This window comes from Candidatus Merdisoma sp. JLR.KK006, assembly GCF_036941035.1.
Lineage (GTDB): Bacteria > Bacillota > Clostridia > Lachnospirales > Lachnospiraceae > Laedolimicola.
The window spans coordinates 1-13,025 of record NZ_JAYMNS010000015.1; the positions used below are offsets into that span (position 1 = coordinate 1).

14 protein-coding genes and 2 pseudogenes are annotated in these 13,025 nt (G+C 47.0%); all 16 read right to left on the minus strand.

Annotated features, from left to right (window positions below; all coding sequences use genetic code 11):
- Positions 1 to 82: 82 nt before the first annotated feature.
- A complete protein-coding gene (locus VSQ61_RS12485; protein WP_334344754.1) occupies positions 83 to 262 on the minus strand; it encodes a hypothetical protein in 180 nt (59 codons plus the stop codon).
- A gap of 206 nt (positions 263 to 468) precedes the next feature.
- The gene (locus VSQ61_RS12490; protein ID WP_334344755.1) at positions 469 to 1,179 is read right to left on the minus strand and encodes an ABC transporter ATP-binding protein; all 711 of its coding nucleotides are present in this window, start codon (positions 1,177 to 1,179) and stop codon (positions 469 to 471) included.
- A gap of 13 nt (positions 1,180 to 1,192) precedes the next feature.
- A complete protein-coding gene (locus tag VSQ61_RS12495; protein ID WP_334344756.1) occupies positions 1,193 to 1,951 on the minus strand; it encodes an ABC transporter ATP-binding protein in 759 nt (252 codons plus the stop codon).
- Position 1,952: 1 nt separating this feature from the next.
- Entirely contained in the window at positions 1,953 to 3,029 is a 1,077-nt protein-coding gene (locus tag VSQ61_RS12500) for a branched-chain amino acid ABC transporter permease (RefSeq protein ID WP_334344851.1), read from the minus strand.
- A 9-nt stretch (positions 3,030 to 3,038) separates the two neighbouring features.
- Positions 3,039 to 3,920 carry a branched-chain amino acid ABC transporter permease gene (locus tag VSQ61_RS12505; protein WP_334344852.1) on the minus strand — a complete coding sequence of 294 codons (882 nt, stop codon included), beginning with the start codon at positions 3,918 to 3,920 and terminating at the stop codon, positions 3,039 to 3,041.
- Positions 3,921 to 4,115: 195 nt separating this feature from the next.
- Positions 4,116 to 5,351, minus strand: a complete 1,236-nt coding sequence (locus tag VSQ61_RS12510) for an ABC transporter substrate-binding protein (protein ID WP_334344757.1) — start codon at positions 5,349 to 5,351, stop codon at positions 4,116 to 4,118.
- Positions 5,352 to 5,703: 352 nt separating this feature from the next.
- A complete protein-coding gene (locus tag VSQ61_RS12515; protein ID WP_334344758.1) occupies positions 5,704 to 6,681 on the minus strand; it encodes an NYN domain-containing protein in 978 nt (325 codons plus the stop codon).
- A 133-nt stretch (positions 6,682 to 6,814) separates the two neighbouring features.
- On the minus strand, positions 6,815 to 7,768 hold the full coding sequence (locus VSQ61_RS12520) for a ComEC/Rec2 family competence protein (protein ID WP_334344759.1): 954 nt from the start codon (positions 7,766 to 7,768) through the stop codon (positions 6,815 to 6,817).
- 246 nt (positions 7,769 to 8,014) lie between these two features.
- Entirely contained in the window at positions 8,015 to 9,175 is a 1,161-nt protein-coding gene (locus VSQ61_RS12525) for an FprA family A-type flavoprotein (RefSeq protein ID WP_334344760.1), read from the minus strand.
- 220 nt (positions 9,176 to 9,395) lie between these two features.
- Positions 9,396 to 10,751, minus strand: coding sequence for an MATE family efflux transporter (locus VSQ61_RS12530; protein WP_334344761.1), 1,356 nt, complete (start codon positions 10,749 to 10,751; stop codon positions 9,396 to 9,398).
- An 84-nt stretch (positions 10,752 to 10,835) separates the two neighbouring features.
- A complete protein-coding gene (locus VSQ61_RS12535) occupies positions 10,836 to 11,633 on the minus strand; it encodes a sirohydrochlorin cobaltochelatase (RefSeq protein ID WP_334344762.1) in 798 nt (265 codons plus the stop codon).
- A 51-nt stretch (positions 11,634 to 11,684) separates the two neighbouring features.
- Positions 11,685 to 11,930, minus strand: coding sequence for an NAD(P)-dependent oxidoreductase (locus VSQ61_RS22945; protein ID WP_502877036.1), 246 nt, complete (start codon positions 11,928 to 11,930; stop codon positions 11,685 to 11,687).
- Positions 11,931 to 12,023: 93 nt separating this feature from the next.
- Entirely contained in the window at positions 12,024 to 12,170 is a 147-nt protein-coding gene (locus VSQ61_RS12545) for a hypothetical protein (RefSeq protein WP_334344763.1), read from the minus strand.
- A gap of 83 nt (positions 12,171 to 12,253) precedes the next feature.
- Positions 12,254 to 12,388: a hypothetical protein gene (locus VSQ61_RS12550; RefSeq protein WP_334344764.1), complete on the minus strand. Its 135-nt coding sequence runs from the start codon at positions 12,386 to 12,388 to the stop codon at positions 12,254 to 12,256.
- A 106-nt stretch (positions 12,389 to 12,494) separates the two neighbouring features.
- A pseudogene (locus tag VSQ61_RS22845) lies at positions 12,495 to 12,695 on the minus strand (transposase); the annotation flags it as partial.
- A gap of 67 nt (positions 12,696 to 12,762) precedes the next feature.
- Positions 12,763 to 12,859, minus strand: a pseudogene (locus VSQ61_RS22950) (IS200/IS605 family transposase); the annotation flags it as partial.
- Positions 12,860 to 13,025 lie beyond the last annotated feature (166 nt).

Sequence of the window (13,025 nt, forward strand, 5' to 3'; positions counted from 1 at the left end):
TTCCAGTTCCGCAATATACCTCTCCACAAGGGATATCACGCTTCACACTTAGAGATTTCCCGAATCTCCATCATTCTTTATTTTAAAGTATGAACAGCACAAAGTCAACTGTCTGCAATGGCTTCTGCAGCCGTTCAAAGCATAAGAGCAATTCAGGCAATTCTATTGCCGCCGCCCGAATATAGATCTGTCTTGTTGCTGACGCAAGCGCCTCTTTGCACAGCGCATTTTCATATGACCTCAAAACATCCTCCATCTGCATAAAATCCCCCTTTCTCTGTAGTATCAATCTACAGATAATAAAATACCCTGCTGCGAGCTGACAGGGCATGAAACCTGCAATGCATTTTAGAAATTCTTAAAATTACAAAAAAGGATATCTCCCAAGCCTAAAAGCCCGAAAAATACCCTTTCTCATTCCAGCTTCCCAACAGCTATTGCCATAGGAATGCCATTGTTTTTAAAGTCCTACTCACCCAGATAAGCTTTCTTCACCGAATCATCGTTCAAAAGTTCCTCCGCCTTGCCATCCAGCACAATCCTGCCGGTCTCCAATACATAGGCGCGATCCGCAATGGAAAGCGCTTTCTTTGCATTCTGCTCCACTAAAAGAACCGTAGTTCCGCCCTCGCTTACCTCCCGGATAATGTCAAAAATCTCATTGACAAAGATAGGGGACAGGCCCATAGACGGCTCATCCATCAGAATAATCCTGGGACGTGACATGAGCGCCCGGCCCATAGCCAGCATCTGCTGCTCACCGCCCGAGAGAGTTCCAGCCATCTGGTTCTTTCTCTCCTCCAGACGCGGAAAGCGCTTATAAACACGAATAAGGCTTTCCTCCACCTCTTCCTTATCCTTACGTGTAAAGGCACCCATCTTTAAGTTCTCCAGCACAGTCAGCTGGGCAAATACCCGGCGTCCCTCCGGCACATGGGCCATTCCCATAGACACAATCTTGTGGGCCGGCGTGGTGGTAATATCCTGTCCCTCAAATAGAATCTGTCCCTTTTTGGGAGCAATCAGGCCCGTGATGCTGTGAAGAATCGTTGTCTTTCCCGCTCCGTTAGCGCCAATCAGGGCAATGACCTCGCCCTCATTTACCTGAAAGGATACGCCTTTAATGGCCTGAATCATTCCATAAAATACTTCTACATCCTTGATTTCCAGCATTGCCATAACAAGTATCCTCCTATTCTCCCAAATATGCCGTAATTACCTTCGGGTCGTTCAGCACCTCACTGGTCTCCCCCTCTGTCAAAATCTGACCGAAGTTCAGCACGGTCAACTTTTCGCAGATTCCGGACACCAGCTTCATATCATGCTCAATCAGAAGAATGGTCATGTGAAATTCATCCCGCACAAAGCGGATGGTGTTCATCAGCTCCTTGGTTTCCTGAGGATTCATGCCTGCCGCCGGCTCATCTAAGAGAAGAAGCTTCGGCTCCGTAGCCAGCGCCCTGGCAATCTCCAGCTTACGCTGCTTACCATAGGGCAGATTGGAAGCCTTGTAATCCGCTTCCCCGTCCAGATCAAAAACTTTCAGCAGCTCCATGGCTCTCTCATCCATCTCTTTCTCCACCTTATAGTATTTCGGCAGACGCAGGATACCTGTAAGCGTAGAATAGCTGTGATGATTGTGAAGCCCCACCTTAACATTATCAAGAACCGTCAGCTCGTTAAACAGACGAATATTCTGGAAAGTTCTTGCAATTCCATGCCGATTGATCTCAATGGTCTTCTTCCCTGTAATATTCTCCCCGTCCAGCAGAATATAGCCGTCCGTAGGCTTATATACACCTGTCAAAAGGTTAAACACCGTAGTTTTTCCGGCTCCGTTGGGGCCTATAAGGCCATAAAGCTCTCCCGGCTCAATGGTCATATGAAAATCATCTACCGCACGTAAACCTCCGAAAGAAATTCCCAATTCTTTTACTTCCAATAATGACATATCACTTCGCCTCCTCTTCCTGATTCTTCTGTCCAAGAAGCTTCTTTAAGGAATAGCGCTCCCTGAAAGCCTGCCCTCCCGGACTGGAGGTAAAGATCATAGTCGCTATCAATACAATGGCATACATCAGCATACGATAGTCGTTAAGGCTTCTAAGGAGCTCCGGCAGCAATGTCAGAACCACGGCAGCAATGATAGAGCCACGGATATTCCCGATTCCGCCCAAAACCACAAATACCAGAATCATAATAGACATATTATAGCCAAAGTTCTTGGGCTGCGCCGCCAAAGTAGAAAGATTGTGAGCATAGAGCACACCGGCCACACCAGCCAGAGATGCAGATACCGTAAAAGCCAGCAGCTTATATTTGGTAATATGGATTCCCACGGATTCCGCCGCAATCCGGTTATCCCGAATGGCCATAATCGCCCGTCCTGTGCGGGAATTTACCATATTAATTACAATAAAGAGCGTAATCAGAATCAAAATAATGCCAATCAGAAAAGAGGAATCATGAGGAGTTCCCGTAATTCCCTGAGGACCGTTAATCAGCACCTCCCCGTCCGGCTCCATGTTCATGGAAAATGCATCCTTAAAGGAGATGTGAAAGCCCTTGCTGTCATGTCCCAGGAAAATAACGTTGATGACATTCTTAATAATCTCTCCAAAGGCCAGAGTTACAATGGCCAGATAATCTCCCCGCAGACGGAGAACGGGAATTCCAATCAGAAAGCCAAACAGCGCTGCCACCGCCGCACCAATCAATAGGGCCAGGAAAAACCGAAGTCCGCTGACCGTAATGGCATCCTTGGTATAATTGGAGAAAAATGCGCTGGCAAAAGCGCCCACACACATAAATCCCGCATGTCCCAGGCTTAATTCTCCGGAGATTCCCACTACAAGGTTTAAAGATACCGCCAGAATCACATACGTACACAGGGGTACAAGAAGTCCCTGAAGCAGACTGGAAACCATCCCGGATTTTGTCAAAATCTCCATCACTACATAGGCAGCAATCACCATGCCGTATGTAATCAGATTACTTTTTGTATTCTTACTCAATGCTTTCACTTTCATCTGCTTCACCTACACTTTCTCCTGAATCTGCTTACCCAAAAGTCCCGTAGGCTTTACCAGCAGCACAATAATCAATACTGCAAACACAATGGCATCCGCAAGCTGGGAAGAAATGTAAGCTTTCCCCAGAATCTCAATCACACCCAGCAGAATTCCACCGATAAACGCACCCGGTATGGAACCAATTCCGCCAAATACCGCCGCAACAAATGCCTTGATACCAGGCATCGCTCCCGTATAAGGGGTCAGGGCCGGATAAGAAGAACACAGAAGCACACCTGCAATAGCTGCCAGGGCGGAGCCGATGGCAAAGGTCAGCGCAATGGTTGCATTTACATTCACACCCATAAGCTGAGCCGCTCCGCTGTCCTCGGACACGGCTAACATAGCCTGACCGGACTTGGAATACTTGATAAAAGAGGTCAGTACAACCATAATTACAATACACGCAAGAATTGTAACCATTGTCTCGCCGGAAATAATAATCGCACCATCCGCCAGAGAAAGAGGCTCTATAGACACCACGGAAGTAAAGGACTTCGTATTGGAGCCATAGATAAGGAGCGCCACATTCTGCAGAAAATAGCTGACACCAATGGCCGTAATCAATACCGCCAGCTTAGAAGCTCCTCGTAAAGGCTTATAAGCAATCCGCTCAATCACCATTCCCAATACCGTACAGACCACCACGGAAATCAGCACACCAAGCATCGGCGGCAGTCCCATGCCGCTCACTGTTGTAAACACTACAAATCCGCCGATCATAATTACATCACCGTGGGCGAAGTTCAGCATCTTCGCAATTCCGTATACCATGGTGTAGCCCAAGGCAATAATGGCATACACACTGCCCAGACTGATTCCATTCACCAGGTAGGATATAAATCCCATCATACATAACACCTCTTTATTCTTTAAAGTTCTACACAATTTGCAATGTATTATAGCATAGATACCAAGCATGCACAAGTGGAAAAGCTGAAAAACAAAACAGAGGAACCCTGCGGGCTCCTCTGTCCAAATTCTCTCATTGTGCCAGCCCCCGCAGGAAAACCGGCGCTTTATTTTCTATGGCTGTTCCGATTCTTACAGCGCAACACCCTCGCCGCCCTTGATCTGTACAATCAGAGGAGCCTTGTTGGGCTCGCCGCTTGCTTCCCAGCTGATTCCCTTGCCGGTGATACCGTCAAAGGTGATGGTGGTCATAGCGGTCTTCATGGCATCGCAGATTGCGGATGCATCCATATCAGCAGTCACGCCTGCCTCTTCCATAGCTGCCTTTACTACGTATACGCAGTCATAAGCATCTGCTGCAAACTGGTTGGGAACCTCGCTGTACTTCTCCTGGTACTTTGTTACAAAGCTCTTTACCAGCTCATCATCTGAGTTCGGAACAAAGGGAGCCATGTACATCAGATTCTCTGCCAGGGATGCGTCAAAGTTCTCTACGGACAAAATTCCGTCCATTCCGTCTACACCGAAGAACAGGGGAGCATAACTCTGCTTGCTGCACTCTGCCAGTACCAAAGAAGCCTCTGTATAGTAGAAAGGCATGTACAGAAGCTCTGCGCCTGCATTCTTTGCACCCTGTACGGCTGTGGAGAAATCAGTCTTGTTGTCAGCGGTAAATGCTGCATCAGATACGATTTCAATATTCTGGTTGCCGGCCTCTGCCCGGAATGCCTCATAGATACCTACGGAGTAGGGATCGGAGCTGTCATAGATAACCGCCACCTTAGTTGCAAGGCTGTTCTCGCCAATATACTTAGCGGACTCAAGACCCTGGTTTGGGTCAGAGAAGCACATACGGAACGCATTGTCATACTGTACGCACTTTACGGCTGTTCCGGACGGTGTAAGCTGGAACATGTTGTCATTGTAGCTCTGCTCAGCAACTGCAATACAGGGATTGGAGGTTACGCTTCCAACCAGTACCTGCATACCCCAGTCTTTCAGAGTATTATATGCGTTTACGGACTTCTCCGGGTCATGCTCATCGTCCTGGAAGTTCAGCTCAATCTGAACTCCACCTATGCCGCCTGCTGCGTTGATCTCCTCAACCGCAATCTCCATACCTCTCTGTACGGCAATACCGTAAGCAGATGCGCCGCCGGTAGTAGGTCCAATACCGCCGATCTTGAATACGGAACCATCGCTTGCTGCAGGAGCCTCTGTCTCTGCGTCATCGCCGGACTCTGCCGGTGCTTCTGTCTCTTCATTGCCTGCCGCCGGTGCCTGAGTATCTCCGCTATTGCCGCCGCATGCTGCCAGGGAGAAAGTCATAGCACAAGCCAGCAGTAAGCTTAATGCTTTCTTTTTCATAATGTTTATCCTCCTTATCTATTTCATTCATTTGATATATATACCTGCTGCATTGGTCTGATTCCATTTTGGATACCCCGTATCTGCTGTCTTCCGGGACTGACATCCGATAAGCTATCTGTGTCTGTCCTGGAACCGAAGGGGGGCTCCCTCAAAAAATGCAGCTCGTATTTATATCGTTCTCTATATTACCCCCAACAAAATAAATTTGTCAATTCCTTTTCTGCGGAAAATCGTAATTTTTTTGCCACATTTTCCGAATATTTACATTTTCACCGCTTTAAAAGGGCAAACCGCTGCCTTTTTAACGTAACAGACAGGATTTGCCCCTTTGCATATGAAGACTTTCTCGCTATTTTCGCTCTTTGATGCTGACCATATTGCCGCTTACGGAAAGCTGCCGGATACTTCTAAGAAAGCTGGAAAGGCGGCTGTATCCATAATCTTTCGGGTCAAAAGCCGGATGCTTCCTGTGGATCTCCTCATAAACCATAGAGAGATTCTCCACCTGTCCGCCGTTTTCCCGGATAAAAAGCAGAATCTCTTTCTCCAGCTTGTGCCGATCCAATTGGCCTACCAGCCCCACCGCATAGGCCGAATCAATTTTATAGAGATAAAGCCTTGGACAGGTATCCTCCAAAAATACCACCAGCTTCGTGTACCCGTAATTCCGCACGTCAAAGTCCGTAAACTTGTCATTGAGACGGCTTCCGATTTCCCCAAGATAGGTGATCTTCCCTTTATTTTCATTATCGTTGATAAAGGAAATAATGGCTTCCTCGATCTGGGGCAGAGAGGTAACGGCACTTCCGTGATCCTCCTCCGCAGCCTTGGAGCCCTTTTTGCTTGCCGGGCTTAAGGCTCCGCTCTCCACATCATTGACCTGCTTATTGATCAGGTTCAGGTGGATAAATTTGTTGCAGGCTTTGGTGAGGGCCATGGGGGTCTTGGACTCTCCCATGCCGATAACGTACATATTCTCCTCTCGCAGGCGCATGGCCAGACGGGTAAAGTCGCTGTCACTGGTCACCAGGCAGAAGCCGTCCACCTTGCGGGAATATAAGATATCCATAGCATCAATAACCATAGCCATATCCGTCGCATTTTTTCCTGATGTATAGGAAAACTGCTGGACCGGAGTAATGGAATTCTCCAAGAGCACATCCTCTTTCCAGCCGTTTCCTTTGGTGGACCAGTTGCCGTAGATCCTCCGGAAAGACGCATAGCCATAGTTTTCTATCTCGTTGAAAATGCTTGCCGCATATTTTGCGCTGATATTGTCCGCATCGATTAAGACTGCAAACTGTTTTTTATCTTCGATTTGCTCCATGCATAAACTCCTTTTCTTTATTATAGTTCCGCAATATCTTACTCCGTACCCCTTTATAAGAACAATTTCCAGTCACTAATACACGTGCCTGTAAATCGTTCTGGCACTACATAAGATATTGCTGTTTCCAGTTTTAGTTTTTGGGTTCCCCCGCTTTCCAGCTCTCATCCGGAGACATATTAAATGTAATCTGCGTCCCATCAGAATAAGCCACTATTGTCCCCTGCTCATCCGTCCGAAATACCGAAATCCCCATAGCACGCAGGCGGTTCATGACCTCTGCATGGGGATGGCCGTAGCTGTTGTCCTGTCCGCAGCTAATAACTGCATAATCCGAATCAACCGCTTGTAGAAATTCCTCCGTATTGGCTGTCCGGCTGCCGTGATGAGCCGCTTTGAACACATCCACCTTTAAATCAATCCCATTTTCCAGCATATCGGTCTCCGCTGCTTCCTCCGCATCACCGGTAAAGAGAAAGCGGTTCTCCCCATGCTGAAGCAGAATTCCTACGGAGTAGTCGTTGGCGCTGTCCCCATATTCCCCATTTGGCGCTACAATGGTAAATACGGCCGATCCAAGCTCATATACTGTACCAACCTCCGGCAAGGTATTTTTGTACCGCTTCTGCTTCATAGTCTGAACCACATCATCATAGGTTCGTGTATCTTTCTCAAAATCCGGCATTATTACCGTTCGGCAGTCAAATTTATAGAGAACTACATCCAATCCCCCAATATGATCCGCATCCGGATGAGTTCCGATGACATAATCCAATGTGGTCACTCCCTGACTCTCCAGATAACTCTGCACTGCCGTTCCCCTGTCATTGTCCCCTGCGTCAATAAGCATGGCATGTCCGTCACAGAGAATCAATGTGGAATCCCCCTGCCCTACATCCAGATAGTGAATCTCTAAACCGGAACCATCCCTGAATGCATCCTCTGCCTGCTCCGAAAAGGCTTCTGTCATTTTCTTCGGAAGCTTTTCCCCAAGAGCCAGAAAGATCGTAAGAACTATTAAAACCAGCCCGAATTTCAGCCATTTTCCCCTTGGATGCTTTTGTTTCTTTTTTCTTCTTTTTCCCATGCTTTCGCTCCCCTGAGCCTATCAAATCTTAGGTGTTTCTTCCTATTATAAAGAGGGGGAAGCCGGTGGGTCCGCTTCCCTCTTCTTCCTCTTGGCAAAAGACATTTGTACGCTCGACAAAGACATATCCATTTTGTCCCCTACCGTATACTTTGAGTACCTCGTCATGCCTATCCATTCAGAATAAACAGACAATCCCATCAGAGAATGATACTCCAAAATTCTTGTGTAAATCCAAATACGCTGCTAGGCCAGAATTGCATCCGCCAATGCTTTCATAGCTTCCCTATCTGCTTCTTTCATGGTAGACCGAATGGTAACTACCGGTTCGCAGACGGTAAGATTCTTCATCTCATCCAATACGCCTTTCATGGTGCGGGCTGCTGAGGGCGCCCAGGTTCCGTTTTCCAGAAGAGCCACCTTACGGTTCCGGTAGGTCTTTGCTCTCAGATGATGTAAGAAGTCCTCCATGCAGGGGAATACGCCTCCGTCATAGCTTGCCGCTGCTAATACGAGACGATCATACCGGAAAGCTTCCGCTACTACTGTAGGCATATCTGCTCTTGCAAGGTCATACACCTTTACGGGATCTTTTGTCTGTGCTTCCAGCATCTTTGCCAATTCCTTTGCCGCCTTGGCCGTGTTGCCATGAATGGATGCGTAAGCAATGACAATACCCGGCTCCTCCGGCTCGTAGCTGCTCCAAGTCTGGTATTTTTCCAGATAATAGCCCAGATTCTCCTTTAAAACAGGGCCATGAAGCGGGCAAATCATGGCAATGTCAAGAGCCGCTGCTTTCTTTAAAAGAGCCTGTACCTGTGCGCCGTATTTTCCTACGATATTGATGTAATAGCGTCTGGCCTCATCAGCCCAGTCCTCTTTGGCATCCAGTGCTCCGAATTTGCCGAAGCCATCTGCGGAAAACAGGATCTTCTCTTTGGACTCGTAAGCCACCATTACCTCGGGCCAGTGTACCATGGGAGCCATAACGAACGTCAGGGTATGAGCGCCAAGGCTTAAGGTATCACCCTCTTTTACGGTGACGCAGCGTTCTGTCAGGTCAAACTCAAAAAACTGGGGCAGCATGGCAAAGGTCTTGGGGTTGCCTACCAGCTGCATATGGGGGTATTTTTCCGCCAGTTTTCCGATATTTCCTGCGTGATCCGGCTCTAAGTGGGATACTACCAGATAGTCCGGCTCCTGCCCCTCCAGCACTTCCTCCAGGTTGGAAAGCCATGCTTCCCCCGCTCTTGGATCTACCGTATCAAGAATGGCTGTCTTTTCATCCTTAATCACATAGGAATTGTAGGAAACGCCGTTGGGGACTACATACTGGCTCTCAAAGAGATCTATGGTTTTGTCGTCTACGCCTACATAATATACAGAATCTGTTATCTGCTTTTTCACTCTGTTTATCCTCCGATTCTTTTTAATATGTATGATGTATCAGCCTGGTAAAGATGCCCAGGCAGGGTTTTGCACCATTACAAATTGTACACAACTTTTTGTTTTCTGGCAAGTGTTTTAGAGAGATTGCGGGCTTTACTTTTTTCATGGGCGGCGGGGGGATGGCGGGAAACTCATAGGAGCACGGACGCCGCCGGCGGCTGATTTTGTGGGTATTTAATTATAGATTTTTCCATACGACTGCTATCATTGTACAATAGCAGGCTAATCCTCCAATAATATTGGTGATTGGTTCTGCTGCTAATACGCCGTAGATTCCCAGGCTCCACAGATGTGGGAGAAGCAATATCAAGGGGACGCCTAAGATTGCTTTTCGGAACAGGGAGAAGAATACTGCCTGTTTTGCTTTTCCCAGGCTTACGAACACGGTCTGGCCTACATATTGGAATGCCATGAAGAAGAACAGGACAAAGTGCCAGCGCATGGATGTTATGGATATTTGCAACAACTCCGGTTCCCCATTGAAAAGTCTTACTACGGTCCCCGGAAGCAGCATAAGAACAGCCCAGACCGCCAGCGCATATGTCAGAGTTACCCGGCGAATGAACCGGATTCCCTCTTTTACCCGGCCGTTCTTTCCTGCGCCGTAGTTATAGCCAAGTACGGGCTGAGCGCCCTGGGTGAATCCCTGCATAGGCATCTGCACTACCTCCCGAACGGAGTAAATGATGGTCATAGCTCCCACATAAAGATCTCCTCCGTAAAATTGCAGGGAAGCGTTGCAGAATATCTGAACCAGGCTGTTGGTTACGGACATGGTGAAGCCGGAAAGTCCCAGGGCTATTATTTCCTTTACTAATTTTCCCTGAAGCCGCAGGGTAGACAGGCGGAGACGCAGTATGGCTTTTTTGCTGTGCAAAAAGCTTAATACCCAGACGGCAGATATCAGCTGAGACAGTATTGTGGCGGCGGCCGCCCCTCTCACTCCTAAATTCAGGTCAAAAATGAAGATTGGATCCAGAATAAGGTTTAGAAAGGCTCCGATTACTACGGTCAGCATGCCTGTTTTGGCAAAGCCCTGGGATTCAATAAAGGGATTCATGCCAAGCCCCAGCATAACAAATATATTTCCGGCAAGATATACGTCCATATAAGCATTGGCATAGGAAATCGTTTCACTGCTGGCTCCAAACAGATACAAAAGAGGCGTTTTGATGAGATAGCCTGTAAATGTCAGAAAGATACCGAATATCAGTAGGAGCGTCAGCGAATTGCCCATGATCTGCTCGGCCTTTTTTTCATCTCCCCTGCCCCGTTCAATGGAACACAAGGGGGCGCCGCCGCTTCCACAAAGGTTGGCAAAGGCATTTATAATTGTAATGATAGGAAATGCCACTCCCACACCTGTCAGTGCCAAACGACCGTCTCCCGGCATATGTCCCAGATACATCCGGTCTACAATATTATAAAGCACATTTACAAGCTGAGCCAGAATCATAGGCAGGGATAAACGCACAATACTTCCGGCCATGCTTCCTTTTGTAAAATCGTGTTTATCTTTTGAAGTGCAAGACATAAAAAAACCTCCCCTGCCTATTATAGTACAAAACAACAAAGCAAGGAAGGTTTCCTACATATTATTTATCTATACCATAATTCATCAAAGACCAGACTCGGCTGCTTTTGCGTGCTCTATGTAGAGCTTCCGAATACCGGGGTATTCGCCCAAGCCTTTCATGACACATTCTACGGTAAAGCCTGCCGCCTCAAAGCGGCTGCGCCAGGAATCCTCGTCTTCGCCGGACATGTCGCGGATGGCATGATCGCCGGCCACTACCATGAAAGGAGCTAAGAGAACTTTTCCGGGACGAAGCTCTCCCACTTTTTTCATCAGGGTATCCAGGGAAGGGTATGCCTCTACCGTTCCTAAAAATGCATTTGAATACCCAAGGTCTTTCATCATATAGTCCAGGGCCGCATAGACGGAATTGGCATAATGAGTGGTTCCATGTCCCATAAATACAAGGGCCTGTTCTTCCGTTAGTTCCGTAAATTCCTCCATTACTGCCTGAATGGCTTTCTCCTGATCCTCCGTACTGCTAAGCAGCGGTTCCCCAAAGGAGACGGATGCAAATGCAGATTCATAGGAACGTATATCCTCTTTCATTTGGTCATTTTCTATACCGTTTACCAGATGGGTGGGCTGTACCAGAATCTCACTGACTCCGTCCGCAAGCATCTGCTCCACTGCTTCTTTCACGGTGGGGATCTTAATTCCGTCCCGTCTTAATATCTTTGCTATAATCATTTTGCTGGTCCATGCCCGGTACATCTGATAATCCGGGAAAGCTTCGGCCAGATCTTTTTCTATTTGATCGATGGTTTTTGCTCTGGTTCTTCCAAAGCTTGTGCCGAAGCTAACGACGAGCAATGCTTTTTTTCCTATGTATGTTTTCATTACCTATGCTCCTTTTGGCGTTTCTGTGATTGGCTAAGAGAAGTCACCTCTTTAAATGCAGTTGATCTGCTTTCCATCCAACCATGAATACAGATTCTCAAACACAATATCCGAACGCTTCAGCACTTCTTCGCTGTAAGCAATCACGGTGCAGCCAAAGGCTTTGCAGATGGCAGCTGTCCTCTTCCCGATGGCTCCGGCGCCCACGATGCCCACAGTCTTTTTGCACAGCAGGTTTCCTACAAGACCATCCTTCGTGCCGCTCTTCCTGCGCCTCCAAAGAAGCATCTTTTTCATAGGCTGCAAAGGTGTGTCCCATCTCCTTTAACCGGGCCGCATGCTTTTCCAGCACCTTATCTGAGACGCCTAAGCCCTCCAATAATACAATTTTCATTTCTCATTATCCTCCTTCTTATCATCCGTTCCCTGCCCCGGCTGCATCTTTATATATTCATCCTTCCTGCTCTGAATCAGACAGACATAACGCCAATTTGACTTCTGGGGAAAAATTAAAATCTCATTTTCTTCATCCAGCATATACTGCATCCAATCATAGATAAGAATATACTACTCTTCTTTTTTGGAAAATCCTTTTCCCTTGTTACCAGCTCCGCAGCCTTTTATCCGGCTTCTGTAGTGAATGTACACCCATGGGCCAAAATGCTTCCAAATAAATCCATAACCATAACCGGTTTGTTATTCAATGCCTTTAAATACCGAAACTTACCTTTGTCCAGCAATTCCCTTAATACCATCTCCTTACTCTCCCCCTCTTTTTCATCTGCATATTGTAAATGCTATATATTGCATATCCATGTCTCTGATTTTGCACCACATATTTACAATTCCTGTAATTCTATATTAACATTTCATATGAAAAAAGGAAAGGAAAAAGTCACCAACCACCAGTTTAACTGGTAATTTGGTATGAGCCCTCAAAAGGGCTATTATTGCCGCCTGCTCCCTTATATATTTCTTTATTGCTTGTTCTGTTATCCTACCGATTATTGACACATAATATCCTCCGGCCCAGAATGCTTTATCCCATTTGCTTTGCAAATCAAATACCCCGCAGCAAGCTGACGGGGCATCAAGCTTGCAGCGCAGCAGAGCTGCGGGGTATTTGACCCCGGCGGGATTGCCGCACTTAAATGTACAAGCTCCTCACACACTGCCCCGTCTATTATTTCTACACTTTTATATCTGCATAGTGTTTTTATTATTTCACAGGAGGTTTTTTACGATTGTCCTTACCACTTCCGCTTACTCCATTCTCCCCAGCATAGCCGGGGGATTAGGAGTTTCATTTAAAGAATCGTTCACTGCTGTAAGTGAAACACTGGATAGAAAATTTTATTTCTACTCACTTTCATGAAGAAATATTTATACATA